19 protein-coding genes are annotated in these 26,530 nt (G+C 72.9%); 6 read left to right on the top strand and 13 right to left on the bottom strand.

Annotated elements, in window-relative coordinates; translation table 11 throughout:
* Window positions 1-91: 91 nt before the first annotated feature.
* The 6 genes from ACFYV5_RS26885 to ACFYV5_RS26860 all read right to left on the bottom strand — a co-directional run bounded on the left by ACFYV5_RS26885 (window position 92) and on the right by ACFYV5_RS26860 (window position 10,021).
* Window positions 92-1,072 (bottom strand): helix-turn-helix transcriptional regulator, encoded by a 981-nt coding sequence (locus ACFYV5_RS26885; RefSeq protein WP_389172569.1) that lies wholly within the window; start codon window positions 1,070-1,072, stop codon window positions 92-94.
* Window positions 1,073-1,188: 116 nt separating this feature from the next.
* On the bottom strand, window positions 1,189-3,894 hold the full coding sequence (gene aceE / locus ACFYV5_RS26880) for a pyruvate dehydrogenase (acetyl-transferring), homodimeric type (protein ID WP_389172567.1): 2,706 nt from the start codon (window positions 3,892-3,894) through the stop codon (window positions 1,189-1,191).
* Between the two features lie 323 nt (window positions 3,895-4,217).
* On the bottom strand, window positions 4,218-4,841 hold the full coding sequence (locus ACFYV5_RS26875) for a GntR family transcriptional regulator (protein WP_355109084.1): 624 nt from the start codon (window positions 4,839-4,841) through the stop codon (window positions 4,218-4,220).
* Window positions 4,842-4,947: 106 nt separating this feature from the next.
* A complete protein-coding gene (sucB, locus tag ACFYV5_RS26870) occupies window positions 4,948-6,762 on the bottom strand; it encodes a 2-oxoglutarate dehydrogenase, E2 component, dihydrolipoamide succinyltransferase (RefSeq protein ID WP_389172564.1) in 1,815 nt (604 codons plus the stop codon).
* Between the two features lie 62 nt (window positions 6,763-6,824).
* Window positions 6,825-8,213: a dihydrolipoyl dehydrogenase gene (gene lpdA, locus ACFYV5_RS26865; RefSeq protein WP_355109088.1), complete on the bottom strand. Its 1,389-nt coding sequence runs from the start codon at window positions 8,211-8,213 to the stop codon at window positions 6,825-6,827.
* A 293-nt stretch (window positions 8,214-8,506) separates the two neighbouring features.
* Window positions 8,507-10,021 carry a leucyl aminopeptidase gene (locus tag ACFYV5_RS26860; protein ID WP_389172562.1) on the bottom strand — a complete coding sequence of 505 codons (1,515 nt, stop codon included), beginning with the start codon at window positions 10,019-10,021 and terminating at the stop codon, window positions 8,507-8,509.
* Between the two features lie 324 nt (window positions 10,022-10,345).
* Here ACFYV5_RS26860 and ACFYV5_RS26855 point away from each other — a divergent pair, with 324 nt between their 5' ends.
* From ACFYV5_RS26855 to ACFYV5_RS26840, 4 genes are read left to right on the top strand one after another with little or no spacing between them, the layout of a single operon-like run.
* Window positions 10,346-12,412, top strand: a complete 2,067-nt coding sequence (locus ACFYV5_RS26855; RefSeq protein ID WP_389172560.1) for a hypothetical protein — start codon at window positions 10,346-10,348, stop codon at window positions 12,410-12,412.
* Between the two features lie 48 nt (window positions 12,413-12,460).
* On the top strand, window positions 12,461-13,981 hold the full coding sequence (gene pelF / locus ACFYV5_RS26850) for a GT4 family glycosyltransferase PelF (protein ID WP_389172558.1): 1,521 nt from the start codon (window positions 12,461-12,463) through the stop codon (window positions 13,979-13,981).
* Window positions 13,978-16,323, top strand: a complete 2,346-nt coding sequence (locus ACFYV5_RS26845) for a hypothetical protein (RefSeq protein ID WP_389172556.1) — start codon at window positions 13,978-13,980, stop codon at window positions 16,321-16,323. The genes pelF and ACFYV5_RS26845 overlap by 4 nt, the downstream gene beginning before the upstream one ends.
* Window positions 16,324-16,333: 10 nt before the next feature.
* Complete coding sequence (locus tag ACFYV5_RS26840; protein ID WP_355109098.1) at window positions 16,334-16,951, top strand: spherulation-specific family 4 protein; 618 nt, start codon at window positions 16,334-16,336, stop codon at window positions 16,949-16,951.
* Between the two features lie 7 nt (window positions 16,952-16,958).
* Here ACFYV5_RS26840 and ACFYV5_RS26835 read toward each other — a convergent pair whose 3' ends face one another.
* On the bottom strand, window positions 16,959-18,134 hold the full coding sequence (locus tag ACFYV5_RS26835; RefSeq protein ID WP_389172553.1) for a hypothetical protein: 1,176 nt from the start codon (window positions 18,132-18,134) through the stop codon (window positions 16,959-16,961).
* A gap of 56 nt (window positions 18,135-18,190) precedes the next feature.
* Window positions 18,191-18,955, bottom strand: coding sequence for an adenosylcobinamide-GDP ribazoletransferase (locus ACFYV5_RS26830; protein WP_389172551.1), 765 nt, complete (start codon window positions 18,953-18,955; stop codon window positions 18,191-18,193).
* Between the two features lie 67 nt (window positions 18,956-19,022).
* Here ACFYV5_RS26830 and ACFYV5_RS26825 point away from each other — a divergent pair, with 67 nt between their 5' ends.
* Entirely contained in the window at window positions 19,023-19,811 is a 789-nt protein-coding gene (locus tag ACFYV5_RS26825) for a hypothetical protein (RefSeq protein ID WP_389172550.1), read from the top strand.
* On the opposite strand, the gene ACFYV5_RS26820 is transcribed toward ACFYV5_RS26825, so the two are convergent.
* From ACFYV5_RS26820 to ACFYV5_RS26805, 4 genes are all read right to left on the bottom strand, one after another.
* The gene (locus ACFYV5_RS26820) at window positions 19,727-20,461 is read right to left on the bottom strand and encodes a hypothetical protein (protein ID WP_389172548.1); all 735 of its coding nucleotides are present in this window, start codon (window positions 20,459-20,461) and stop codon (window positions 19,727-19,729) included. The genes ACFYV5_RS26825 and ACFYV5_RS26820 overlap by 85 nt on opposite strands.
* Window positions 20,458-22,218, bottom strand: a complete 1,761-nt coding sequence (locus tag ACFYV5_RS26815) for a phosphatidylglycerol lysyltransferase domain-containing protein (RefSeq protein WP_389172546.1) — start codon at window positions 22,216-22,218, stop codon at window positions 20,458-20,460. Before ACFYV5_RS26815 ends, ACFYV5_RS26820 begins: the two co-directional genes overlap by 4 nt.
* 99 nt (window positions 22,219-22,317) lie before the next feature.
* A complete protein-coding gene (cobT, locus tag ACFYV5_RS26810; RefSeq protein WP_389172544.1) occupies window positions 22,318-23,415 on the bottom strand; it encodes a nicotinate-nucleotide--dimethylbenzimidazole phosphoribosyltransferase in 1,098 nt (365 codons plus the stop codon).
* 48 nt (window positions 23,416-23,463) lie between these two features.
* On the bottom strand, window positions 23,464-24,669 hold the full coding sequence (locus ACFYV5_RS26805) for a bifunctional adenosylcobinamide kinase/adenosylcobinamide-phosphate guanylyltransferase (protein ID WP_389172542.1): 1,206 nt from the start codon (window positions 24,667-24,669) through the stop codon (window positions 23,464-23,466).
* A 91-nt stretch (window positions 24,670-24,760) separates the two neighbouring features.
* Here ACFYV5_RS26805 and ACFYV5_RS26800 point away from each other — a divergent pair, with 91 nt between their 5' ends.
* A complete protein-coding gene (locus tag ACFYV5_RS26800; protein WP_355109114.1) occupies window positions 24,761-24,964 on the top strand; it encodes a hypothetical protein in 204 nt (67 codons plus the stop codon).
* Between the two features lie 182 nt (window positions 24,965-25,146).
* Here ACFYV5_RS26800 and ACFYV5_RS26795 read toward each other — a convergent pair whose 3' ends face one another.
* Window positions 25,147-26,211 carry a S1C family serine protease gene (locus tag ACFYV5_RS26795; RefSeq protein WP_389172539.1) on the bottom strand — a complete coding sequence of 355 codons (1,065 nt, stop codon included), beginning with the start codon at window positions 26,209-26,211 and terminating at the stop codon, window positions 25,147-25,149.
* Between the last annotated feature and the right edge of the window lie 319 nt (window positions 26,212-26,530).

Here is a 26,530-nt window from a genome sequence, read left to right as displayed (position 1 = left end):
GGTACCCCCACCGCGTTGTCTCCCTCCTCCGCCTTGCGATACACGGCACCAGACCCCGCTCCCTGATCCGGCCTGATCGACAAGACACCCCCTAGGAGGTGCCCGCCGCGGAGCCGTACAGCGTGGCGAGCCCGCGGGCCGCCTCCGCGAAACGGTCCCTGAGTGCCTGCGGGGCCAGCACCTCCGCCTCCGGGCCCAGGGAGAGCAGCTGGCCGAAGGCGACCTCGTCCGACTCCACCCGGAGCGTCACTGTCAGCCGTCCCTCCTCGTCCCGCGTCGCCGAGGACAGCGCCTCCTGCGCCGCCGCCCGGTCCGTCACGTACGGCAGTCCACGCGCACCGGCGGGGGACAGCCGCAGGACGACCTCGCTCCGCAGCAGGGACCGGGCGAACTCCGCCGCCCGTGCCTCCCAGAAGGCGGGCAGGTCGAACTCCTCGTCCCGTACGAACCGTTCCTCGCCCAGCGCGACCGCCGTGAAGCGGTCCACCCGGTACGTACGGAACGACGCGCCGGCCCGCGCGCAGACGTACCAGACGCCCGCCTTCAGGACGAGCCCGTACGGCGCGAGCTCCCGGTCCACCTCGGTCTCCCCGCGCCGGTAGCGGGCCGAGATCACGCGGTCGTCCCAGACCGCCTCCGCGATCGGCGCGAGCAGCTCCGGGGTCTCCGGCTCCTGATACCAGCCGGGCGCGTCGAGGTGGAAGCGCTGCGCCGCCGACTCCGGGGCGTCCCGCAGGGAGGGCAGCAGCGCCGCCGACACCTTCAGCCGGGCCGCCGAGGCCGCGTCCTCGAGCCCCATGTCCCGCAGAGCGCCCGGCAGTCCGGACAGGAACAGCGCCTCGGCCTCGCCGCGTGCCAGGCCCGTCAGACGGGTGCGGTAGCCGCCGATCAGCCGGTAACCACCGGCCCGCCCCCGGTCCGCGTACACCGGAACCCCCGCCTCGGAGAGGGCGAGGGCGTCGCGGGTGATCGTCCGCTCGGACACCTCCAGCTCCGCGGCGAGCTCGGCCGCCGTCATCGACGGGCGGGACTGGAGCAGAAGCACCATCTTGATCAGCCGGGCAGCGCGCATGGGGCCATTCTCAGGGCTCGGCTCACTCGTCGACGGGCCCGGGGCCGGGGCCATGCCTGAACGTGGCCGGGGGCCGCAGCAGTGCTGCGGCCCCCGGCCGGTGGAACCAGACCCGCTTACAGGCCGTAGCGCTCGCGCGCCTCCTTCACGGCCGAGGCCGGGACCTCGCCGCGGCGTGCCAGCTGGGCCAGGGCCGCGACGACGATCGACTGGGCGTCGACACCGAAGTGGCGGCGGGCCGCCTCGCGGGTGTCGGAGAGGCCGAAGCCGTCCGCACCGAGGGAGGACCAGTCCTGCTCGACCCACTGGGCGATCTGGTCGGGGACCTGACGCATGTAGTCCGACACCGCGAGGACCGGGGACTCGACGCCCTCCAGCGCCTTGCGGACGTACGGGATCCGCTCCTCGCCGCGCAGCAGTGCCGCGTCGGCCTCCAGCGCGTCGCGCCGCAGCTCCGTCCACGAGGTCGCCGACCACACGTCGGCGCCCACGCCCCACTCGGCGGCGAGCAGCTTCTGCGCCTCCAGGGCCCAGTGGATGGCCGTGCCGGAGGAGAGCAGCTGGATGCGCGCCGGGTTGGCGGGCAGGTCCAGGCCGGCCGACTCCGCCGTGTTGAAGCGGTACAGGCCCTTGATGATGCCCTCGTCGACACCGGACGGCTTGGCCGGCTGCGGCATCGGCTCGTTGTAGACGGTGAGGTAGTAGAAGACGTTCTGGTCCTCGCCCTCGGCGGCCTCGCCGTACATCCGGCGCAGACCCTCCTTGACGATCGCCGCGACCTCGTAGGCGAACGCCGGGTCGTACGTCAGCGCCGCCGGGTTGGTCGCCGCGATCATCGGGGAGTGGCCGTCCGCGTGCTGCAGACCCTCACCGGTCAGCGTCGTACGGCCCGCGGTGGCGCCGACGAGGAAGCCGCGGCCGAGCTGGTCGCCGAGCTGCCACATCTGGTCGGCGGTGCGCTGCCAGCCGAACATCGAGTAGAAGATGTAGAAGGGGATCATCGCCTCGCCGTGCGTCGCGTACGACGACGAAGCGGCGATGAAGTCCGCCATCGAGCCGGCCTCGGTGATCCCCTCGTTGAGGATCTGGCCGTTGACGGCCTCCTTGTAGTACATCAGCTGGTCGCGGTCGACCGGCTCGTACGTCTGGCCCTTCGGCGAGTAGATGCCGAGCGAGGGGAACAGCGACTCCATACCGAAGGTACGGGCCTCGTCCGGGACGATCGGGACCCAGCGCTTGCCGGTCTCCTTGTCGCGGACCAGGTCCTTGACCAGCCGTACGAAGGCCATGGTCGTGGCGATCGACTGCGAGCCGGAGCCCTTGTCGAAGGCGGCGAACGCCTTCTCGGCCGGGGCGGGCAGCGGGGCGAGCGCGTGGGTGCGACGGGCCGGGGCCGGGCCACCGAGGGCCGCGCGGCGCTCCTGGAGGTAGCGGACCTCGGGGGAGTCGGCGCCGGGGTGGCCGTAGGGCACCACACCGTCGACGAACTGCGCGTCCGAGATCGGCAGCTCCAGCAGGTCGCGCATGGCCTTGAACTCGTCCACCGAGAGCTTCTTCATCTGGTGGTTCGCGTTCTTCGAGGCGAAGCCCTCGCCGAGGGTGAAGCCCTTGACGGTCTGCGCGAGCACGACGGTCGGCGCGCCCTTGAACTCCAGCGCGGCCTTGTACGCGGCGTACACCTTGCGCGGCTCGTGGCCACCGCGCGAGAGGTGGAAGCACTCGAGGATCTTGTCGTCGCTCAGCAGCTGCGCCATTGCGACGAGCGCCGGGTCCGAGCCGAAGAAGTCCTGGCGGATGTAGGCGGCGTCGCGGGTCTGGTACGTCTGCACCTGCGCGTCCGGGACCTCACGGAGGCGGCGGACGAGGGCGCCGGTGGTGTCGAGCGCGAACAGCTCGTCCCAGGCGCCGCCCCACAGCGACTTCACGACGTTCCAGCCGGCGCCGCGGAACTGGGCCTCCAGCTCCTGCACGATCTTGAAGTTGGCGCGGACCGGGCCGTCGAGGCGCTGCAGGTTGCAGTTGATGACGAAGGTCAGGTTGTCCAGACCCTCGCGGGCGGCGAGTGCGAGTGCCGCGGTCGACTCGGGCTCGTCCATCTCGCCGTCACCGAGGAACGCCCACACGTGGGACGCGGAGACGTCCTTGATGCCGCGGTTGGTGAGGTAGCGGTTGAAGCGCGCCTGGTAGATGGCGGAGAGCGGACCCAGACCCATGGAGACGGTCGGGAACTCCCACAGCCAGGGCAGCCGGCGCGGGTGCGGGTAGGAGGGCAGGCCCTGGCCCGCCGACTCCTGCCGGAAGTTGTCGAGGTGCGTCTCGTTCAGGCGGCCGTCGAGGAAGGCGCGGGCGTAGATGCCGGGGGAGGCGTGGCCCTGGATGTAGAGCTGGTCGCCGGACCCGACCGCGTCTCCGGAGTCCTTGCCCTTGAAGAAGTGGTTGAAGCCGGTCTCGTACAGCCAGGCCGCCGAGGCGAAGGTGGCGATGTGGCCGCCGACGCCGTGCTTGGCACCACGGGTGACCATGGCGGCCGCGTTCCAGCGGTTCCAGGCGGTGATCCTCCGCTCCATCTCCTCGTCGCCGTCGATGACGGGCTCCGCGGAGGTGGGGATGGAGTTGACGTAATCCGTCTCCAGCAGCTTGGGCAGGGCGAGGCCCGCGCCCTCGGCGTGCTGCAGGGTGCGACGCATCAGGTAGGCGGCCCGGTGCGGGCCGGCGGCCTTGGTGACGGCGTCCAGGGAGGCCGCCCACTCGGCGGTCTCCTCGGTGTCACGGTCCGGGAGCTGGTCGAGCTCGCTCGGAATCTTGCCTACGGGATCGGTCATGATCGCCGCCTTCCGGACAGGATGGGGGTGGAGAAGGGGTGCCGTGTCTGGCAGGACAGGGCGAGGGCCGGGGTGCGGCCCGCCGAAGACTGTAAGCCGCCGATCGATGATCGATCAAAGGGTTGAAGGGGAAAACCTCTTCAGATCGAGAAAGTCGGCACAGGGTGCCGCGAAAGAGGGCACCCGGTGCCTTGTTTTCGCAGGTGAGGAGCCGGATGAGGAGCCGGATGAGGGGCTGGGTGCACGAATGAGCGGACCCCCGTCGGGGGCCCGCTCAAGGGGAGTACGAGGCCGTCAGGCGCGGGGCCGGCGGCGCCGGACCGTCAGGCGCGAGGTGCGCAGCCGAGGACATGGGCCTTGACGAGGGAGCCGATGGCCGGATCGCCCCGGCGGAAGGCCTCCACGAGCTCCTGGTGCTCCTCCGCGTACGACTTCTGGACCGTGCCGAGCCAGCGGATCGACAACGCCGTGAAGACCTCGATGCCCAGGCCCTCCCAGGTGTGCAGCAGCACGCTGTTCCCGGCCGCCTTCACCAGCTCCCGGTGGAAGGCCACCGTGTGCCGGACCTGCGCCGTCCCGTCGGCCGTGCGGTCCGCCTCGTACAGGGCCGCCACGTGCGGCTCCAGGGCCGAGCAGTCGGCCGAGAGGCGCCCCGCCGCCAGCTCCGCGGCGATCTGCTCCAGACCGGCCCGGACGGGGTAGCTCTCCTCCAGGTCGGCCGCGGTGAGATTCCGTACCCGTACGCCCTTGTTGGGCGACGACTCGATCAGCCGCAGCGACTCCAGCTCGCGCAGCGCCTCGCGCACCGGCGTCTGGCTGACCTCCAGCTCCGTCGCGATGCGGCGCTCGACGATCCGCTCGCCCGGCTTCCAGCGGCCGCTGACGATGCCCTCCACGATGTGCTCGCGGATCTGTTCGCGCAGCGAGTGGACGACGGGCACGCTCATGAAGCCGCTCCTTAGGGACGCGTTGACACTCAAGACAATACGGCGGCGCCCCCACCCGGAAACACTTCCAGGTGGGGGCGCCGCAGGTGAGGCTCGTTACGTTGCCTTACAGGCCGAGCTCGACCTCGAACTCGCCGGCCTCGAGGATCGCCTTGACGGCCGTCAGGTAACGGGCCGCGTCGGCGCCGTCGACCAGACGGTGGTCGTAGGAGAGCGCGACGTACGTCATGTCGCGGATCGCGATCGTCTCACCCAGGTCCGGGTGGTTCACGACGACCGGACGACGGACCGTGGCACCGATGCCCAGGATGGCGACCTGGTTCGGGGGCACGATGATCGTGTCGAACAGCGCACCGCGCGAGCCGGTGTTGGAGATCGTGAAGGTCGCACCGGAGAGCTCGTCCGGCGTGATCTTGTTGCCGCGGACCTTGCCGGCCAGCTCGGCGGTGGCCTTCGAGATGCCGGCGAGGTTCAGGTCGCCCGCACCCTTGATGACCGGGGTCATCAGACCCTTCTCGGAGTCCACGGCGATGCCGATGTTCTCCGAGTCGAAGTACGTGATGGTGCCCTCGTCCTCGTTGATCCGGGCGTTGATGACCGGGTGGGCCTTCAGCGCCTGGGCCGCCGCCTTCACGAAGAACGGCATCGGGGACAGCTTGACGCCCTCACGGGCCGCGAAGGAGTCCTTCGCGGCGGCGCGCAGCTTCATCAGCTTGGTGATGTCGACCTCGACGACCGAGGTCAGCTGCGCCTGGCCGTGCAGCGCCTTCATCATGTTGTCGCCGATGACCTTGCGCATGCGGGTCATCTTGACCGTCTGGCCGCGGAGGGGGGAGACCTCCAGGGCCGGGGCCTTCGCGGCGGGAGCCGGGGCGGCAGCGGCGGCCGGAGCCGGGGCGGCCTTCTTGGCCTCGGCGGCCGCGAGAACGTCCTGCTTGCGGATACGGCCGCCGACGCCGGTGCCCTTGACGGACGCCAGGTCGATGCCGTTCTCCGAGGCGAGCTTGCGGACCAGCGGGGTCACGTAGGCGCCGTCGTCCGCCGGCTGTGCGGCGGCGGGGGCGGCCGGAGCCGGGGTGACCGGGGCCGGAGCGGCCACGGGAGCCGGAGCCGGAGCAGCCGGGGCCGGAGCCGGAGCGGCGGCCGGGGCGGCCGGAGCAGCGGGGGCGGGAGCCGGAGCCGGGGCGGGAGCCGGAGCCGGGGCGGGAGCCTCGGCGGCGGGCGCGGCGGCCGGAGCCGGGGCAGCGGCCGGAGCGGCACCCGCGGCACCGATGACGGCCAGCTTGGCGCCGACCTCGGCGGTCTCGTCCTCGCCGACGACGATCTCCAGCAGGACACCCGAAGCCGGGGCCGGGATCTCGGTGTCGACCTTGTCCGTGGAGACCTCGAGCAGCGGCTCGTCGGCCTCGACGGCCTCGCCGACCGACTTCAGCCAGCGGGTGACGGTGCCCTCGGTGACGGACTCACCGAGCGCCGGCAGGACGACGTCGGTGCCCTCGGCGGAACCGCCGCCCGCGGCGGCCTCGGCCGTCGGGGCCGGAGCCGGGGCCTGGGCCTCGGTGGAGGGGGCGGCCTGCGGGGCAGGGGCCGGGGCCTCCTGCTGCGGGGCCGGAGCGGCGGCAGGGGCCTCGGCAGCGGGAGCCTCGGCGGCGGCCGGAGCCGGGGCGGCGGCCGGAGCACCGGAGCCGTCGTCGATGATCGCGAGCTCGGCGCCGACCTCGACGGTCTCGTCCTCGGCGACCTTGATGGAGGCGAGGACGCCCGACGCGGGGGCGGGGATCTCGGTGTCGACCTTGTCGGTCGAGACCTCGAGCAGCGGCTCGTCGGCCTCGACACGCTCACCCTCGGCCTTGAGCCAGCGGGTGACGGTGCCCTCGGTGACGCTCTCGCCGAGCGCCGGCAGGGTTACGGAAACCGACATGGTTTCAGTTGCTCCTAACGAATTGCGGGAAGTGGTCGTCGCGCCCGTGGATGACGTGAGCGTCAGTCGTGGGAGTGCAGAGGCTTGCCGGCCAGCGCCAGGTGCGCCTCGCCGAGGGCCTCGTTCTGCGTCGGGTGGGCGTGGATGAGCTGCGCGACCTCGGCCGGCAGCGCCTCCCAGTTGTAGATCAGCTGCGCTTCGCCGACCTGCTCGCCCATGCGGTCACCGACCATGTGGACGCCGACCACGGCACCGTCCTTGACCTGGACGAGCTTGATCTCGCCCGCGGTCTTGAGGATCTTGCTCTTGCCGTTGCCCGCGAGGTTGTACTTCAGGGCGACGACCTTGTCCGCGCCGTAGATCTCCTTGGCCTTGGCCTCGGTGATGCCGACGGAGGCGACCTCGGGGTGGCAGTACGTCACCCGCGGCACGCCGTCGTAGTCGATCGGAACGGTCTTCAGACCGGCCAGTCGCTCCGCCACCAGGATGCCCTCGGCGAAGCCGACGTGCGCGAGCTGGAGGGTCGGGACGAGGTCGCCGACCGCGGAGATCGTGGGCACGTTGGTGCGCATGTACTCGTCGACGAGCACGTAGCCGCGGTCCATCGCGACGCCCTGCTCCTCGTAGCCGAGACCGGCCGAGACCGGGCCGCGGCCGATGGCGACCAGCAGCACCTCGGCCTCGAAGGTCTTGCCGTCGGCCAGGGTGACCTTGACGCCGTTCTCGGTGTACTCGGCGGACTGGAAGAAGGTGCCGAGGTTGAACTTGATGCCGCGCTTGCGGAAGGCGCGCTCAAGAAGCTTGGAGCTGTTCTCGTCCTCGACCGGGACCAGGTGCTTCAGGCCCTCGATGACCGTGACGTCGGTGCCGAAGGACTTCCACGCGGAGGCGAACTCGACGCCGATCACACCGCCGCCGAGGATGATCGCGGACTCCGGGACGCGGTCCAGGGTCAGCGCGTGGTCCGAGGAGATGATCCGGTTGCCGTCGATCTCCAGGCCCGGCAGCGACTTCGGTACGGAGCCGGTGGCGAGGAGGACGTGACGACCCTCGACGCGACGGCCGTCCACGTCGACGGAGGTCGGGGAGGAGAGGTGGCCGTGGCCCTCGATGTATGTCACCTTGCGAGAGGCGACCAGACCCTGCAGACCCTTGTACAGGCCCGAGATCACATCGTCCTTGTACTTGTGGACGGCCTTGATGTCGATGCCCTCGAAAGAGGCCTTGACACCGAACTGCTCCGCCTCGCGGGCCTGGTCGGCGACCTCGCCGGCGTGGAGCAGGGCCTTCGTGGGGATGCAGCCGTTGTGCAGGCAGGTGCCGCCGAGCTTGTTCTTCTCGATCAGTGCGACGTCCAGGCCCAGCTGCGCTCCGCGCAGCGCCGCGGCGTAACCGCCGCTACCGCCGCCGAGGATCACTAGGTCGAAAACGGTGCTGGCGTCGTTCGCCACGTCACGTCCTCCATGCATGTGCGCCATCGCCGGTTCCGTACGCCCCTTCGGGCGCGGACCGGTCGATCGGCTGGTGTTCGGCCGCTTTTTCTTCGGCCCTGTGGTGGGGGCCCTGTCCTGCCGAGAACCCATCTTCGCACTTGTTGCCGGAAGGCGGGACGCGGGGCCGGGCTGTGAGACGGCTGATCGCCCGTACGGACAGGTGATCAGCCCGTACGAACGTACGGATTTCGTCGAGAGCGCAACGGCCCCCGGGTGTGAACCCGGGGGCCGGTACACACGTGCTCGACGGATCAGAGCTCGCCGTCGGCGGTCCGCTCGGCCAGCTTCACCAGGGTGCGGACCGCGGAACCCGTGCCGCCCTTCGGGGTGTAGCCGTAGGGCGCGCCCTCGTGGAAGGCCGGGCCCGCGATGTCGAGGTGGGCCCAGGTGATGCCCTCGCCCACGAACTCCCGCAGGAAGAGACCGGCGACCAGGCCGCCGCCCATCCGCTCGCCCATGTTGGCGATGTCGGCGGTCGGCGAGTCCATGCCCTTGCGCAGGTCCGCCGGGAGCGGCATCGGCCAGGACTGCTCGCCGACCTCCTCGGCGATCTCGTGGATCGCTGTGCGGTAGTCGTCGTCGTTGGCCATGATGCCGAAGGTGCGGTTGCCCAGGGCCAGCACCATCGCACCGGTCAGCGTCGCCACGTCGACGATCGCGTCCGGGTTCTCCTCCGAGGCCCGGGTCAGCGCGTCGGCGAGGACGAGCCGGCCCTCGGCGTCGGTGTTGAGGACCTCGACGGTCTTGCCGCTGTACATGCGCAGCACGTCGCCGGGGCGGGTGGCCGAGCCCGACGGCATGTTCTCGGCCAGTGCCAGCCAGCCGGTGACGTTCACGGCCAGACCGATGCGGGCCGCGGCGACGACCGCGGCGAACACGGCGGCGGCGCCGCTCATGTCGCACTTCATCGTCTCGTTGTGGCCGGCCGGCTTCAGGGAGATGCCGCCCGAGTCGTAGGTGATGCCCTTGCCGACCAGGGCGAGGGTCTTCTCCGCCTTCGGGTGGGTGTAGGCGACCCGGACCAGACGCGGGCCGCGGACCGCGCCCTTGCCCACGCCGAGGATGCCGCCGTAGCCGCCCTTGTCGAGCGCCTTCTCGTCGAGCACCTGCACCTTGAGGCCGTGCTCCTTGCCCGCGGCCGTGACGATGGCGGCGAACGTCTCGGGGTAGAGGTCGTTCGGCGGCATGTTGATCAGGTCGCGGGCGCGGTTGATCTCCTCCGCGACCGCCTGCGCGCGCTCGGCGACGGCCTTGAACGCCTTGTCACGCGGCTTGCCGCCGAGCAGGACGACCTCGGCCAGCGGCTTCTTCGCGCCCTTGCCGTTCTTGCCTTCCTGGTACGCGGTGTAGGCGTACGCGCCGAGCAGCGCGCCCTCCGCGATCGCCTCGGCGTCCCCGGCGGCGGAGACCGGCAGCGCGAACGCGGCCTTCTTGGAGCCGTGCAGGGTACGGGCGGCGGTGCCGGCGGCGCGGCGCAGGGCCTCGGAGCCGTACGCCTCGCCGTCCTCGGGGGCGGAACCCAGGCCGACGGCGAGCACGACGGGGGCCTTCAGACCGGCGGGGGCGGGCAGCTTGGTCGCCTCACCCTCGGCACCCGTGGCGCCCAGGGTCTCCAGGACGGCGGCGAGCTTACCGTCGAACGCCTTGTCGACGGCCTCGGCGCCCGAGGCGACGAGCAGGCCGTCGCCGGACTTCGCGACGCCGACGACGAGGGCGTCGGCGCGCAGCGTCGCCGCACCGGCAGTGCTGAGAGTGAGAGCAGTCACGGTGGTGAAATCTCGCTTCCATTGAGTTCTGTGGCGGTCGAGGGATGGGCCGACCGTGCCCGCCGCATCGTATTTCGGCCCGGGGGACGCCGGGAACGAGCCTACGCTCGCTCGTCGTCCTCGCTCACGGCGACGGCGATTCACTCATCCGTGGTGTCTCTTTCACGTTTACCTCGCAGGCCCGGCGAGCTCCGCCACACTCGCCTCAATCGCGCAAGGGCGGCACTCGCCCCTTTGCCTCATCCGCATCATCTCCACAGGTCCTCCCTCGTACCGGCTGGGCCTGTCGAGGGGGGACACCCGATGGACTCTGCCGGATCCCGTATGCCCAGAACCTCCCCCAGCGCCTTCGGCCTGGGAGGTACCCCCAGGACGGCATCCCTGCTCGCCGCCGCGCTCCTCGCCACCGTCGTCCCCTCCGCGGGGGCGAGCGCGGCCGAGGCGGTGCCGCGGATCGACCTCACCGTCCTGGTCGTCGACGACGGCGGCAGCGCCGTGGAGGCGATCACCTCCGAGCTGCGCACCACCGGTGTCCCGTACCGACGGGTCGATCTGGCCGATTCCGACCGCCCGGTCATCGACGCCGCCTTCCTCAGCGACACGGTCGCGGGCCGCCCCCGGGCCAAGTACCAGGGCGTCGTCCTGCCCCACGAGACCGCCTTCGGCCCCGACTCCGCCGAGCAGGCCGCCCTCTCCGCGTACGAGAGGACCTACGGCATCCCGCAGGTCGACGCGTACACCTGGGCCCACCCCGGCGTCGGGCTCGACCACACCAGTGAGGGCGGCTTCTCCGGTCCCCTCGACGGCGCCGCCGCCTCCGTCACCGCGGCCGGCAGGGCAGGCCCCTTCCGCCACCTCGACGGGCCGCTGACCTTCGAGGACAACGACCCGGCGATCTCCGAGAGCTACGGCTACGCGGGCCGCCCCCGCGAGGGCTTCACCAGCTACCTCGACATCCCCGTCGACAGCGGCGGCCGGGCCAGCCTGATCGGCGAGTACGCCCACGACGGCCGCCGCGAACTGGTCGTCACCTTCGCCTACAACCCGTACCAGCGGCAGTTCCGGGCGCTCGCCCGCGGCATCGTCGAATGGCTCACCCAGGGCGTCCACCTCGGGCAGAGCCGCAGCTATTTCTCCGTCCACGTCGACGACGTCTTCGCCCCCGACGCCCGTTGGGACACCGTCCGGAACTGCACCCCCGGCGACTTCGACTGCGTCGGCGACGAGGGCCAGGGCGAGAACCCGATCCGGATGACCGCCGACGACGCCCGCCACGCCGCCGCCTGGCAGAAGGCCGCCGGCTTCACCCTCGACATGGTCTACAACGGCGGCCAGGGCGAGCAGTGGAAGACCGGGCACGGAGGCACCGACCCGCTCGCCGCCCAGCTGATCGCCGACCGCGCCCAGTACCGCTGGATCAACCACACGTACACCCACCCCTTCCTCGGCTGCGTCCAGGACACCACCACCGTCCCCTGGCGGTGCGCGAAGAACGCCACCGGCACCACCCTGTGGATGAGCCGCGGCGAGATCTCCGGGCAGATCCGGAACAACCACGACTGGGCCGTCCGCAAGGGCCTCTCCGTCGACCGGACCGAGCTCGTCACCGGCGAGCACTCCGGCCTGAAGACCCTCCCACAGCAGCCCACCGACAACCCGAACCTCGCCGGCGCGCTCGCCGACAACGGGGTGACATGGGTGGCGAGCGACAACTCCCGCGAACCGCAGCAGCGTGCCGTCGGCACCGGTACAGCCGCCGCCAGGACCGTCCCGCGCCACCCGATGAACGTGTACTACAACGTGGGAACGGCCGCCGAGATGGCCGACGAGTACAACTGGATCTACACCTCGCGCGCCCACGGCGGCAGCGGGATCTGCGAGACCGACCCGGCCTCCACCTGCCTGCCCGCCCCGTTGGACACCGCCACCGGGTACGTCGCCCACATCGTGCCGCGGGAGGCCCGCACGGCCCTCTCCCACATCGTCGCGAACGACCCGCGCCCGCACTACGTCCACCAGTCCAACCTTGCCGAGGAGCGGATCCTCTACCCCGTCCTCGACCGGGTCCTCGTCGACTACCGGGCCCTCTTCGCCGACAACACACCGCTGGTGAACCCCCGTCAGCGCGACGTCGGCACCGAGCTGAACCGCCGTGCCGCCTGGGACCGGGCGCTCGCGGCCGGCCAGGTCACCGCGTACCGCATCGGCACCACCGTCACCGTCAAGGCGCCCGCGGGCGTGACCGCGCCCGTCACCGCCCCCGAGGGCACCCGGAAACAACTCCTGCTCGGCACCTCGGCGTTCGGGACGCCGTACGCAGGAGCACGCTCGGCCTGGACCGCCCCGGAGCCGCTGCAGACCGCGATCACGCTCCGGCTCCCGACCGCCTGACCGGCCGTCGTCACGTTCCGCTGTCGTCACGTTCTGGGGGAAACGCACATGCCGAGCAGTGGCCGTCACGTCACCATGCTCACCGAAGGCACCTATCCGCATGTCCACGGAGGCGTCAGCACCTGGTGCGACCAGCTCGTCCGGGGCATGCCCGAGGTCGACTTCCAGGTCCTCGCCCTCACCGGCAACGGCCGTGAACCGGTCACCTGGGAGCTGCCGCCGAACGTCTACCGGCACACCGCCTTCGCGCTCTGGGGCCAGGCCCCGGAGCGGGGCCGACCGCCGTGGGGGCGGGCGCGCCGCCGCTTCGCCGACATCTACGAACGCTTCCTGCTCTCCCTGCTCGACCCCGATCCCGACGCCGGCTACGAGTTCGGCGAGGGCCTCTACGCCCTGGCCGAACTCGCCCGGCGCGGCGGGCTCACCGCCGCCCTGCGCTCCGAGCCGTCACTGCGCTCACTGATGTGGATCTGGACCATGCCGCACCTGCCGACGGCCGCGGCCCGGCCCACCGTCCACGACGCCCTGACCGCCACCGACCTGCTGGAGCACGCCCTGCGACCGCTCGCCGCCCGCATACCCGGCAGCAGCGTCGCGCACGCCGTCTCCAGCGGACTCGCGACCCTGCCGGCGCTCGCCGCCCAGCACTTCGAAGGGGTGCCCTTCCTGCTCACCGAACACGGCATCTACCTGCGTGAGCGGTACCTCGGCTACCGCACCGAGGTCCAGCGCTGGCCCGTCAAGGCCCTGATGCTCGGCTTCTACCGCGAGCTCAACACCCTCGGCTACCGCAAGGCCGACCTGATCACCCCCTGCAACCAGTACAACCGGCGCTGGGAGGAGCGCGGCGGCGCCCCCGCCGCCCGTATCCGGACCGTCTACAACGGCGTCGACCCGCACGCCTTCCCCCACGCCGGACCCGAGCCGGAGGTCCCCACCCTCAGCTGGTGCGGCCGGATCGACCCCATCAAGGACCTGGAGACGCTGATCCGGGCGTACGCGATCTGCCGCGCCGAACTTCCCGAGCTGAGGCTGCGGTTGTTCGGTCCGGTACCGGCGGGCAACGAGGACTACCGGACCCGCCTGGAGAAGCTGGCGGCCGAGCTGGGCGTCACCGACGGCATCGCCTTCGAGGGCCGGGTCTCCGACGTGGCCGGCGCCTATGGGGCGGGGAGCGTGGTGGTGCTGTCCTCGATCAGCGAAGGGTTTCCCTTCTCGCTGATCGAGGCGATGTCCTGTGGCCGGGCCACGGTGTCCACGGACGTGGGCGGGGTACGGGAGGCCGTCGGCGACACCGGACTCGTCGTGCCGCCGCGCGAGCCCGCCGTGCTGGCCGCGGCCGTGACGGAGCTGCTGCGCGACGGGGAGCGGCGGGCCGAGCTGGGCCGCCGGGCCCGGCAGCGGGTCGTCGACCGGTTCACCCTGCACCGCTCGGTGGACGGCTTCCGGCGGATCTACCGCGAACTCGCCGGACAGCCGGTCGAGCCTCCGAAGGACCCGGAGGACTGGACGGTGCGCCTCACCGACCCCTGGCGCCAGGAACTCGTCGGCGGAGGCTCCCTCTCATGAGCGGCTCGCTCTGGCTGAAGAACGGCACGATGCGGGACACGCTGCCGGTGATCCCCCGCCCCCGCAGGCCCGGCGCCGCCCCTGGACCCCACGGGCCCACCGCCCAGTGCGGCGCGTGCGCCGCCGCGTGCGACGGCCACGGTGGCACGTCTGCCGAGCGCCACGCGGGCGGGTGTTCCACTGTCCGGTGCGACGTGTGCGACGGTCACGGTGGCACGTCTGCCGAGCGCCTCGCGCCGGACGCTCCGCCCAGCGCCGGCCCGCCCGTTTCGTACGGTGTGTGTCGCGCCCGCCGGGCGGTTGGCGCCTCGCTGTGCGAGGAGGAGTCCGGCTCGGGAGTCGGGCCGACCAGGCGCGTCCCGGGCGACGCCCTGCCCGCCGTGCCCGGTCCTCCGGGCGCCGAGAGCCCGCGCGGCCTGCGCACCAGGTGCGCCCCGGATTCTTCGGGCCGCCCGCACCGCACCCCTTGCGACACCACCCGGGCGCCACAGGGGCCCTTCGCTCCCGATCCGCTCGACGAACTCGCCGACCGGTTCGACGCGTTGGCCGGCGACGCGGTGCATCCCGACGAGATAGCCGCGATCCTGGAGTCCGACGGCATGACCGACGACCACATCCGGCTCACCTACGGGCGCGACGACTCCTTCGCGCTCGCCGAGGACCTCTACGCGCGCGTGGAGCGGCGCCACGCCGAGCCGGAGGCCCCGCCCGCCGGGCCCTGGCACAGCGGGCTCGCCGGCTGCCTGCTGCGCGGGCTCGTCTTCGCCCTGCCGGGCCTCGCGTACGTGCTGGGGGCGCCGCTCCTGGCCGGGCCGGCCGCGGGCCCGCTGCTCGCGGGGGCGGTGACGGGATGGGTGTGGAACCAGGCCCTCGCCCACCGCGCGTACTCCTGGCTCGGCCTCGGCGACCGACGGGCCTCGGCCCGCGCGCTGCTTGTCGGTGCCCCGGCGGGCGCGCTCGTCGGCACGGCCGTCGCCCTGGCGGCTGCCGGTCCCGGCGCGTGGCGGGTCGTCGTGTTCGCCGCGGGGCAGTCCCTCTACCTCGGCGCCGCGACGGCCCTGCTCGTCCTCGGCCGCGAACGCGCCCTGCTGTGCGCCCTGGTGCCGCTCGCCGGCGCGGTGCCCGCGTTCCGGTACGACCTCCCGGACCCGCTCCGCGCGGGCCTGTTGCTCCTCTCCCTGACGGCCACGGTCTCCTTCGCGACGATCGTGCTGCGCCCGGACGCCTGGGCCGGCCGGTCGGATTCCGCCGCGACCCCGGCCCCTCGGCCCGGCCGGTCGGACCCCGCCGCGGCCCCGGCCCCTCGGGCCGCCGGGTCGGCCAGTGTCGCGGCCCCGGGCCCTCGGGACGGCCGGACGGATCCCACCCCCCGGGCCTCCGCCCCCTGGGCACGTTGGCCAGGCCGCGCCATGACTCCGGCCCCTCGGTTCGGCGGGTCGGACGGTGTTGTGCCCCCGGACCTTCGGTCCGGCGGGTCGGCCGGTGCCGTGGCCTCCGCCCCTCGGGACGGCCGGACAGACCCCGCCCCCCGGGCCTCCGCCCCTTGGGCACGTTGGCCAGGCCGTGCCATGACTCCGGCCCCTCGGGACGGCCGGACGGATCCCACCCCCCGGGCCTCCGCCCCCTGGGTACGTTGGCCAGGCCGCGCCATGACTCCGGCGCCTCGGTCCGGCCGGTCCGGCCGCATCGCGGACCCCGCCCCCCGGGCCGGTCGGTCCGGCCGCGTCGTGGACCCCGCTCCCCGGGTTCGGCGGGCGGGCCGTGTCGAGCGGGGGTCCGGTCCGGGCCGGTCCGGGCCGCCGCTCGTCGGCTCTCTCCCGTACGGTCTCTTCGGGCTCGGGACCGGGCTGCTCGTGCTGTACGCGGGGGGCGGTGACGTGCTCGTGACGGGCGCCGCGCCCGTGGTCGCGCTCACGTTGTCCATGGGGCCCGCCGAGTGGCTGCTGCACCGCTTCCGCAGCGAGAGCCTCGTCGGCCTGCGCACCCTCACCAGCGCCCGCGCGTTCCGGCGTGCGGCCGCGGGGACGCTGGCCCACTGCCTCGGCGCGTACCTGGCCGTGCTGCTCGCCCTCGCGTCCCTCGGCACACTGCTGTGGCCCGGAGCGGCGGCGCTCGGCGGAGTCCGGCTCCTCGGGCTGCTGCTCGTCGGGGTCGTCCTCTGGCTCGGCCTGCTCCTCCAGGCCTTCGGCGCCGTCCGGAGCGCGGCCGCGGTGTGCACGCTGGCCGCCGCCGCACAGACGTTCACCCCGGCGGCCGGACCGGCCGTGGCCGGTGCCGCGGCAGCCGTCCTGGCCGTCCTCGCCTGTGCCCTGCTCGTCCGGCCGACCGCCCACCGCGTCTGAGGAAGGACCCGTGAACTCCTCGCTCCTCGTGCCCTTCTACGAGCACCCGGCCGACCGGCCCGAAGCCTGGGCCGCCGTGATCGAGGCCGCGCCGTCGCTGTACGGCGTGGTCCTCAACCCGGCGAACGGCGCCGGCGAGGCCCCCGACCCCGCCTTCGCCGCCGTGGCCGAACGGCTCCGGGCCGCCGGGGCACGCGTGCTCGGCTACGTCGACACCGCGTACGGCCGCCGCCCGCACGGCGCGGTCGTCGCGGATCTGCTCCGCCACCGAGACTGGTACGGGACCGACGGCGCCTTCCTCGACCAGGTGCCGACCGCACCCGAGGCCCTCGCCCACTTCCGCCGTATCGGCGTCGCCGCGCGCGCCGCCGGAGCCCGGACGCTGGTCCTCAACCACGGCGCCCACCCCGACCCCGGCTACGCCGCGCTCGCCGACCTCCTGGTCACCTTCGAGGGCCCCTGGGACACCTACCGCGCCCTCGACCTCCCGGTCGCCGACCACTACTGCCACCTGGTCTACGCAGCCCCCCGCGACGCCCTGCCGACGACCCGCGTCCACTGCACGGTCCCGGGCGCGGGCGCCCACCCGTGGGGCACGCTCCCGCACGCCCTGGAGCCGGCTCCGTGAGCCGCGATCAGCGGGTGACGGTGTAACAGGTGGCGCGGCCCTCGCCGTTGTCCGACCACTCCCGTGCGGTCGACCAGGTGTACCAGGACCGGTCACCGGTGGCGGACGAGCACGCCTCTTCCGCGCGCTTCCTCGCCGCCTCGCCCCCGGGGTAGCCGCCCTTGAGCGTGTGCTGTCCCATGACCCGGCCGTCATGGGCGCCGGTGCAGGGGACCCGTGCCACCAGCCTTTCGTGGCGCAGGCCGGTGTTGAAGTCCATGCAGTCCCCGGTCCTCGCCTCGTAGGTGGTGATCACCACCGTGCCGGCGTCCAGGGTGCGCTCGGCGGGCGAGGCCGCCGAGGCCGGCTTCGACGTGCCGAAACCGGCGAGGGTGAGGTCGGCGTGGACCGCGGTAACGTCCGAGAGGGCGCTGTCCTTCTCCTTGCTGAGCAGGGCGGACAGATCGGCCTGGGCGCGGGTGACCCTGCCCTCGGCGTCGACGTCGACGGTCACCGGGACCTCGGGAGTCTTCGCCGTGCTGTTCAGCGAGGCGGGGACGAACTCCGTCCGCAGGTCGTACGGGAAGAGGTCCATGGCAGCCTGGAGCGGGAACGTGGCCCGGTACGTCCGGCCCGCCGTGCCCGTCGCCGACGTGGCCTCCGCGGAGCCCAGCGCCTCCAGGAGCGTGCCGCCGACGGCGGCCTCGGTGCCCCGCAGGTGGCTGATCGAGTCGACGCCCCAGAGCGGCTTGATGTCGCCCGTGTACCTGAGCCAGTAGCCGGCCGAGGCGGCGCGGTAGTGGATGGCCCGCGTGTCCACCGTGTACCGGCTGGAGGCGTCGCCCGTGGTCCGCCCGGGCCCTTCCCCGAGGATCGTCTCCCGGGCGGCCTGGGGGAAGAGCCGGGGAACGCGCCAGGAGCTCGCGGCCTCGCCCCGGCTGCCGGTGAAGTCCAGGCGGCCGGTCAGCGTCTGGGCGGCCTTGCCCTTGCGCGAGGTGAAGGTGACGGTCTGGCGGAACTCGGCGTCGCCGGCCTGCTGGGTCCGGCGCAGCGCGAGGAACACCTGCCGGTCGAGCGGCTCGGAGAACACGGGGTGGGCGGCCGCCTCCGCCGTCTTCCCGTCGTCGGCACCACCGCCGCACGCGGTGAGGAGCAGGGAGGCGGCGGCAAGCGCGGCAGCGGTACGAGCAAGGCGTCTGATCACGCCTTCATGACCGGGTGAGCGTACGGAAGGTTGCCTTCCGGAACGTCACGAACCGATCACCCCAGGGTCAGCGCGACGAGCGCCACCGTGCCCGCCGTCTCCTCCACGGCGCCGAACACATCGCCCGTCACCCCGCCGAACCTCCGCACGCACCGGCGCAGCAGCAGCGCCGCCGCGCCGAGGCCCGCCGCCGCCGCGAGGACGTGGCGCAGGGCGTCGTACGGGGAGAAGAGCGCGCCCGCCGCGGCGCAGGCCACCAGGACGCCCGCCGTGGCCAGGGCCGCGACGGGCAGCGGGACCGTGGCGGCGACCATCGCGCCCAGACCCTCCGGGCGGGCCGCCGGGACGCCCCGCCGGGAGGCGTGGGTGAGGGCGAGGCGGGCGACCGTCGCGGCGAGGGCGGCGGCGACCGTGCCGTACGCCCAGCCCTCCTCGTACAGCCGGTACAGCGCGGCGACCTGGGCCAGCAGGAAGAAGAGCAGCGCGAGGACACCGAACGGGCCGATGTCCGACTGCTTCATGATCCGCAGCGCGTCCTCCGCCGGCTTCGCGCTGCCGAGCCCGTCCGCCGTGTCCGCGAGCCCGTCCAGGTGCAGGCCCCGGGTCATCAGCGCCGGGACCGCCGCCGTCGCCACCGCGGCGAGCAACGGACCGGACCCGAGGAGCAGCAACACCCCGCCGACCGCGGCCGAGAAGAGACCGACGACGAGGCCCGCGACCGGGGCCCAGAGCATTCCGGCCCGCGCCGCGTCCCGGTCCCAGCGGGTGATGCGGGCGGGGAGCACGGTGAGGGTGCCGAAGGCGAAACGCAGGCCGTCCATCGGGGCAGCGTAAGGCAGCGCCGCACGTTGTAAATTGCGCATCACACGCATATCGGAAGCAGGTGGCATGGGTCACTGGTTCTACCGCAACGTCGTCGAGCCGGGGAAGCTCCCGCTGCTCATCGCGCTCACGTCGTTCGTCGTGACCTTCCTGGTCACGCGGACGGTCGTACGGATGATCCGGGCCGGAAAGGGCCCGTTCGGCAACGTCTCCTCCGGCGGGGTGCACATCCACCACGTCGTGCCGGGCGTCGTGCTGACGGTCGCCGGCGGCTTCGGCGCGGTGGCCAGCGGCCGGGAGGGGGTCACCGCCTGCGTCTTCGCGGGCGTCTTCGGGGTCGGCGCGGGCCTCGTCCTGGACGAGTTCGCGCTGATCCTCCACCTCGACGACGTCTACTGGAGCGATCAGGGCCGCAAGAGCGTCGAGGTCGTCGTGCTGACCACGGCTCTGGTGGTGCTGGTCCTCGGTGGCTTCTCGCCGTTCGGCGTCGACGAACTCACCGCGGACGAACGCCAGAACCGGGCGAGCTTCGTCCTCGGCCTGCTGGTGAACTTCCTGTTCGTCCTGATCGCCCTGGTCAAGGGGAAGTTCCGGATCGCCGTCATCGGCACGCTGGTGCCCTTCGTGGCGATCGTCGGAGCGGTACGGCTCGCCCGGCCCGGTTCCTGGTGGTCCCGCCGCGCCTACGCCCGCCGCCCGCGGGCCCGGGCCCGCTCCCGGCTGCGGACCTACCGGCACGACCGACGCTGGGACCGGGTCCGCCGACGGGTTCAGGACGTGATCGGTGGCTTCCAGGAGCGGGTACCCGGACGCGGCCCGGGACCCGGGCCAGGGTCGGGTCCCGACGGCGGCTGACGGCGCTCGCGCCACGCCACGACGGCCACGAGCGCCAGCACCGCGGCGATCGCCGCCAGGTGCTCCTTGCCCGCCAGGTTGTTCTTGAACAGGATCTCCACGACCATCGCGACGATCACCGTCGCACCGGTCCAGTGGGCCCGGTAACGCCAGCAGACGTAGACGGCGAGGCCGACCACCGCCGCCGAGGGGCCGGTGTCGACGACCTGCGCGTCCGAGGCGGGCAGCCCGAGCGGATGGCCGGGACCGAGCGCGATGCCGACGCGCGCGTACAGCGTCCCGGCCAGCGTCGCCAGATACGCGATCGCGAGCGTCCGCCCCCGGCCCAGACAGATCTCGGCGATGCCGAACACGAGCAGGACCTGCGCCAGCGCTCCCCACACCGGCAGGTCGAGCGCCGGGACGAAGAGCGAGAGCGGGGTCCGCACCAGGGCGAGCCAGAGCGGGTCCTCGGCCCGCACCGAGCCGATGTCCTGGACCGGTTGATAACCCCAGTCCTGGTTCTGGACCAGCTGGAAGAGCGCCGTGAGGCAGACGGCGGCCAGCGTCATCGGGACCGCCCGCCACCGCCTCGTGACGAGCGCGGTCCGTACGGTGGTGAACAGCGGACCCCACTCGCGGCGCGCGAAAGCCCGGACGGGAGCGCTCACCGCCGCCCCTCCAGGTGCTTGCGGTGCAGCCACTTCGGCAGCCCCGGGGCCTCCAGGAAGCCCTCGGCGCGGCCCGCGGCCAGGCCGATGCGCAGCAGGTCGGCACTCTTCTCGAAGAGCATGAAGCGGGGCTCCCAGATCGGTCGGTACTTGGCGTTGGCGCGGTACAGCGACTCGATCTGCCACCAGCGGGAGAAGAAGCTGAGCAGTGAACGCCACATGCGCAGCACGGGTCCCGCCCCGAGCTTCGAGCCACGTTCGAAGACGGAGCGGAACATGGCGAAGTTGAGTGAGACCTGGGTGATCCCGATCTCCTTGGCGCGCTGCAGGAGTTCGATGACCATGAACTCCATCAGGCCGTTCTCGGAGTTCCGGTCACGGCGCATCAGGTCCAGCGACAGACCCTCGGGACCCCACGGTACGAAGGAGAGCACCGCCCGCAGCTCGCCCTGCTCGTCGGTGCACTCCAACATCACGCACCGGCCGTCCCGCGGGTCGCCGAGCCGGCCGAGCGCCATCGAGAAGCCGCGCTCGGTGGCTCCGTCGCGCCAGTCGTCGGCCTTGCGGAGCAGCACGTCCATCTCCTCGGCCGGGATGTCCTCGTGGCGCCTGATCCGGACCTCGTACCCGGCCCGCTTGACCCGGTTGAACGCCTGCCGCACCGTGCGCATGGCGCGTCCGTCGAGCGTGAACTCATTGGTCTCCACGATCGCCTCGTCGCCCAGCTCCAGGGCGTCCAGGCCGTGCCGGGCGTAGATGGTGCCGGCCTCCTCGCTCGCGCCCATGACGGCCGGGACCCAGCCGTGCTCGCGGGCCTCGGCCAGCCACCGCTCGATCGCCCCGGGCCAGGCCTCGGGGTCGCCGATCGGGTCCCCGGAGGCGAGCGAGACCCCGCCGACCACCCGGTAGGTGACGGCGGCCTTCTCGCTGGGGGACCACACCACGCTCTTCTCGCGGCGCAGCGCGAAGTAGCCGAGCGAGTCGCGCTCGCCGTACTTGTCGAGCAGCGCCCGCAGCTTGTCCTCGTCCTCCTCCGTCAGCGGGTCGACGGCCCGGCGCGAGCGGAACGCGGCGAAGAGCACGGCGAACAGCAGCAGCGTGGACAGGACGTTGATGGTGACGTCGACCCAGCCCGGGGTGGCGATCCCGTCGAAGCGCGAGTCGTCGACGGCCAGGGTGACCAGCCGCATCACCCCGTACCGCCAGCGCTCCAGGAAGGTGGAGGTGCCGGGGGAGGTGTTGGTGGCGGTGACCAGGACGGCGGCGAGCAGCGAGGTGACCAGCAGGCCGCCGACCGCCACGGCGGCGGCGAGCAGCGGGTTGGAGCGGTCGCCCTTCGCGTAGAACTCCTTGCGTCCGAGGATCAGGGCGAGGACGAACGCGGCGGTCAGCGTGAGCGAGATCCAGTTCTGGGCGTGCTGCCGGATCTCGGGGAAGACCATCGCGAAGGCGAAGAGCAGCAGGAAGAGCCCGCTGAGGACGATGTTGAGGATCCAGGCGGCGCGCTTGCGGCGGCGCATGGTGATCGCCAGGAAGAGCGTGAAGACGCCCGAGGCGAAGCCCGCGGTCAGCATGTACGGAGTGAAGTAGTCGTCCGTGTTGTGCCGGCGGAGGTCCTGCCCGAGCGAGACCCACACGGCGCTCAGGAAGTTGATGAACGTGACGGCGCGCAGGTACCAGACGGCGAACGCGGCGCTGCGCCGAGAACGAGCGGCGCCCCGGGGCGTTTCTTCGGTGGCCAAACGGACCTCTCCCATGAAAAGCGATCATATGGGGCATCGCTCGCCATGGCGGGGCGCCGGAAGCGGTCGTCCGCGCGTTGGGGGGACGAACCGCGTCCGGCGCCGTGATCCGTTCTAGCTCTCCTCGTCCGGGGAGTCCGCCCCGGCGCCGTCCGGAATGGTCAGTTCCGGCTGTTCCGGCTGTTCGGGCAGCTCGGCGGCGAGCGCCGCCGCGGCCTGGACGAGGGGAAGAGCGAGCATGGCCCCGGTTCCCTCTCCCACAGTGACGCCGTGGTCGAGCAGCGGGTTGAGCGCCATCCGGTCCAGCGCCTTCGCCTGCGCCGGCTCACCGCTGACCTGACCCGCCAGCCACCAGTCCGGCGCCCGGAACGCCGCCCGCTGCGCCACCAGCGCACAGGCGGCCCCCACCACGCCGTCCAGGACCACCGGCATCCGGCGCACCGCACTCTGCAGCAGGAAGCCCGTCATCGCCGCCAGGTCCGCCCCGCCGACCGCCGCGAGCAGCTCCAGCTGGTCGCCCAGGACCGGCCGGGCGCGCCGCAGCGCGTCCCGGACCGCCGCGCACTTGCGCATCCACGCCAGATCGTCGATGCCGGCGCCACCCCGGCCGGTGACCACCGAGGCGTCCGTGCCGCACAGGGCCGCGATCAGCGTGGAGGCCGGTGTCGTACCGCCCACGCTCAGATCGCCCAGCACCACCAGATCGGTGCCCGAGTCGGCCTCCTCGTCGGCGATCGCCATGCCGAGACGTACCGCGGCCTCGGTCTCCTCCGTGGTCAGCGCGTTCTCGATGTCGATCCGGCCACTGCCGCGCCGCACCCGGTGCCGTACGACCTCGGCCGGCAGCAGCTCCGGCTCGCAGTCCAGGCCGGCGTCCACCACCCGCACCGGGACGTTCGCGCTCCGGGCGAGCACCGCCACCGGACTCGCGCCGTCGAGCACCGAGCGGACCAGCTCGTACGCGGTCCCGGCCGGCCGGCCGGACACCCCGAGCGAGGCCACCCCGTGATCGCCCGCGAAGAGCACCACACGCGGCTGCTCGATCGCCCGTACCTTGACCGAACCCTGCGCCGCCGAGAGCCACTCGCCGAGTTCGTCGAGCCGGCCGAGCGCGCCGGGCGGAACGATCAGCCGCTCCCGGCGTTCCTCGGCGTCGCGCCGTACCCCACCGTCGGGGCGCTCGATCAGGTCGGAGAAGTCGTCCAGGTTCAAGGCTCTTCCTTGTGACGTCGGCGATGGCGATGGCCAGGTGATCGCACCCTACCCGCGCAGCACCAGAGCCTGTCCCGCGACGACGAGGAGCACCTGCTCGCACTCGTCCCCGAAGGCCGCGTTCAGCCGGCCCAGCTCGTCCCGGAAGCGCCGGCCGGCCGCGGTGGCGGGCACGACCCCCGAGCCCACCTCGTTGGTGACGGCGACGACCGTACGGGACGTGGCCCGCACCGCCGCCACCAGCTCGGTCACCCGTTCCCGCAGCGCCTCCTGACCGCCGTTCGCCCACCGCTCGTCGTCCCAGGCGCCCACCCGGTCCATGGCGTCCGTCAGCCACAGCGACAGGCAGTCGATCAGCAGCGCGGGCCCGTCCGGCGCTTCCAGGAGCGGTACAAGATCGCAGGTCTCGGCCGTACGCCAGGAGCCGGGCCGCCGCTCCCGGTGCAGGTGCACCCGCTCCGTCCACTCCTGGTCGCCCTCCCGGGCCCCGGCCGTCGCCACGTACAGCACCTCCGGGAAGGTCTCCAGGCGCCGCTCGGCCTCCACCGACTTGCCCGACCGGGCCCCGCCGGTCACCAGCGTGCGACGCGGCACGTCCGGTACGGCGTGATACTCGCCCACGTACAGGGTCGTGCCGTCCGGCACGGTCCGCGCCCCGGCCGCCGCGAGCCGGCGGTCCAGCTCCGGACCGTTCGGCTCGTCGTGGTCGAGGTGGACGGCGAGCACGTCGGTGCTCGCGGCGACCGCCCCGGTCGCCCGCAGCCGGGCCAGCGCGTCCGGCCGGCCCGTGACGTCCGCGACGACCATGTCGTACGGACGGCGGTGGTCGTCGGACAGCCCGGCGGGGGAGCCGCCCGGCGGCAGATAGAGCAGCCGCTCGCCCTCAGGCGACGTCACCTCGTACCCCGTGCCGGGGGAGTCCATCGGCACGGCCCGCACCCGGTGCCCGCTGATCAGCGTCAACTCCCGGCCGTCCGGCACCCGCCCCGCGGACGGCAGCCCGGCCGGCACCTCCATGGCGGGCCCGTCGTGCGGATGGGTCAGCAGCACCTGTCGTACGCCGACCAGCGAATGCCCGGCGCGGGCGGCGGCCAGCGCGGCGCCCGGCGTCAGGTCCAGCAGCAGCGCCTCGTCCACGAGCAGCGCGGTGGCGGCCCGCGCCCGGTCACCGCGGGAGGTCGCGCACACGGCGCAGGGGCAGTCGGGGCGGGGGAGCCCGAGGGGGGCGCCGGTGCCCAGCAGAGTCAGTTCCACGCATTGATCCTCCCGCGTCACCGCGAGGGGTGCGCGCCCGGCTACGCTGCGGGCAGGAAACCGATCATCCGGTGAGCCTCAGGAGGCGGACATGGCATGGACGTGGCGGTTCGAGAAGTCCGACGGCACGGAGACCGCTCCCGCGGTGGAACCGGAGGAGTGGACGACCCAGGGCGACGCCGAATCCTGGATCGGTGAGGTCTGGAAGGACCTCCTGGAGGGCGGCGCCGACCAGGCGACCCTCTTCGAGGACGACACCAAGATCTACACGATGTCCCTGAACGCGGAGGGCTAGAGCGCTCGGCAGCGGGGGCGGCGCCCATGCCTGGGCCCGCCCCTCGCCCTCACCGTTGTGGGCAATCGTCCCGCTGGGCGATGGGGGTCCCCCCGGACGAAGTCTGGGGGAGGGTGGGCACAACCCACGGCCCCCGTGCCGTTGCCGGGCCCTCCGCACAAGGGCCTTACGAGGGCGTCGGGCTACATTTCGCCGAGGGTCACCCTCGCCCGCGCCTCCCGCCCGCCCCGCTCGTACGTCACCGTCACCACGTCCCCCGGCTTCATCGAGGCCAGCGCCTCCGACAGTGACGTGATGGTCGTGATCTCCGCGTCGCCGAGCCGGATGATCACGTCCCCCGCCCTCAGGCCCGCCCTGCCCGCCGCTCCGTCCGCCGGTGCCTCGACGACCGCGACCCCGGCCGGTTCGTAGGCGTCGTCGAGCACCGTGCGCCCCGTGATGTCGAGGGCCGCCCGGCCCGAGTCCGTCACCTTGCCGTCCCTGATGATCTGGTCGGCGATCGTTCTCACCATCGAGGCCGGGATCGCGAAGCCGATCCCCGGGGCCGAGCCGCCGCCCAGCTCCGGGTCCGTCGCCGCCAGGGTCGGGATGCCGATGACCTCGCGGTCCAGGTTCACCAGCGCGCCCCCGCTGTTGCCCGGATTGATCGCGGCCGAGGTCTGGATCATGTTCGCGATGGTCGCCCCCGTACCACCGCCCCCGCGGCCCGCGCTGACCGTGCGGCCGGTCGCCGAGACGATGCCCTGGGTGACGCTGCCCGACAGACCCAGCGGGGAGCCCATCGCCAGGACGATCTGGCCCACCCCGGCCTTCGCCGAGTCACCGAACCTGGCCGGCTTCAGTCCGTCCGGCACGGAGTCCAGCCGGATGACGGCCAGGTCCTGCTCGGGATAGGTGGCGACCAGCTTCGCGGCCATCGGGTCCTTGCCCGTCGCCGCCGTGACCCGGAAGATCCGCTCCTCGCCGACCACATGGGCATTGGTGACGATGTGCCCCCTGTCGTCGTAGACGATCCCCGAGCCGAGGCTGTTCCTGGCGTCGATCTGGACGACGGACGGCAGGACCTCCCTGATGACGGCCTGGTAGTCGTCCTGGAGGTCGCCGGCGGCGAGCGGGGCGGCGGCTTGCGTGGACCGCTCCGCCCGCGGCGCCGCCCCGGAGCAGCCACCGACCAGGGCGACCGCGCAGGCGCAGGCGCCGGCGGTCAGCGTGAGGAGGAGGCGTCGGCGGGCCCGGGATACGTCCATGTCCGGAGTATCACGTTCGCCCGGACCCTACGGCTCGATGAAGGCGGCCGATCAGGGGGCAGGGCCCTGGGCCGTGGAGGTGCCGCGGCCGGCCGCGGGGCCCGGGCCACTGGGTGTGGCCCGCGTCGAAGGGCCCGGCCGGTCGGCCCGGGCCCCAGCCGCGCCGAGTTCGGGGGGCGGCCCCGACCCGCGCGCGGGGCGTCTGCCGCAGGGCGTGCGCGCGGACGTCACCCGGGGTGTCTGCCGCAGGGCGTGCGCGCGGACGTAGCCCGGGGTGTCTGCCGCAGGGCGTGCACGCGGGACGTCGCCCGCGTAGCGC

Origin of the sequence: Streptomyces sp. NPDC003035 (genome assembly GCF_042888285.1) — a bacterium.
GTDB lineage: Bacteria > Actinomycetota > Actinomycetes > Streptomycetales > Streptomycetaceae > Streptomyces.
Note: the sequence above shows the minus strand (reverse complement) of the source record. Positions and strands in the feature narration are given on the sequence as shown.

Coding starts and splice junctions, on each gene's coding strand:
- ACFYV5_RS26825 (WP_389172550.1), top strand. CDS start 19,023: ATGGGTCACTGGTTCTACCGCAACGTCGTCGAGCCGGGGAAGCTCCCG.
- ACFYV5_RS26815 (WP_389172546.1), bottom strand. CDS start 22,218: ATGGGAGAGGTCCGTTTGGCCACCGAAGAAACGCCCCGGGGCGCCGCT.
- ACFYV5_RS26875 (WP_355109084.1), bottom strand. CDS start 4,841: ATGAGCGTGCCCGTCGTCCACTCGCTGCGCGAACAGATCCGCGAGCAC.
- ACFYV5_RS26845 (WP_389172556.1), top strand. CDS start 13,978: ATGAGCGGCTCGCTCTGGCTGAAGAACGGCACGATGCGGGACACGCTG.
- ACFYV5_RS26795 (WP_389172539.1), bottom strand. CDS start 26,211: ATGGACGTATCCCGGGCCCGCCGACGCCTCCTCCTCACGCTGACCGCC.
- aceE (WP_389172567.1), bottom strand. CDS start 3,894: ATGACCGATCCCGTAGGCAAGATTCCGAGCGAGCTCGACCAGCTCCCG.
- pelF (WP_389172558.1), top strand. CDS start 12,461: ATGCCGAGCAGTGGCCGTCACGTCACCATGCTCACCGAAGGCACCTAT.
- ACFYV5_RS26800 (WP_355109114.1), top strand. CDS start 24,761: ATGGCATGGACGTGGCGGTTCGAGAAGTCCGACGGCACGGAGACCGCT.
- sucB (WP_389172564.1), bottom strand. CDS start 6,762: ATGTCGGTTTCCGTAACCCTGCCGGCGCTCGGCGAGAGCGTCACCGAG.
- ACFYV5_RS26830 (WP_389172551.1), bottom strand. CDS start 18,955: ATGGACGGCCTGCGTTTCGCCTTCGGCACCCTCACCGTGCTCCCCGCC.
- ACFYV5_RS26855 (WP_389172560.1), top strand. CDS start 10,346: ATGCCCAGAACCTCCCCCAGCGCCTTCGGCCTGGGAGGTACCCCCAGG.
- ACFYV5_RS26885 (WP_389172569.1), bottom strand. CDS start 1,072: ATGCGCGCTGCCCGGCTGATCAAGATGGTGCTTCTGCTCCAGTCCCGC.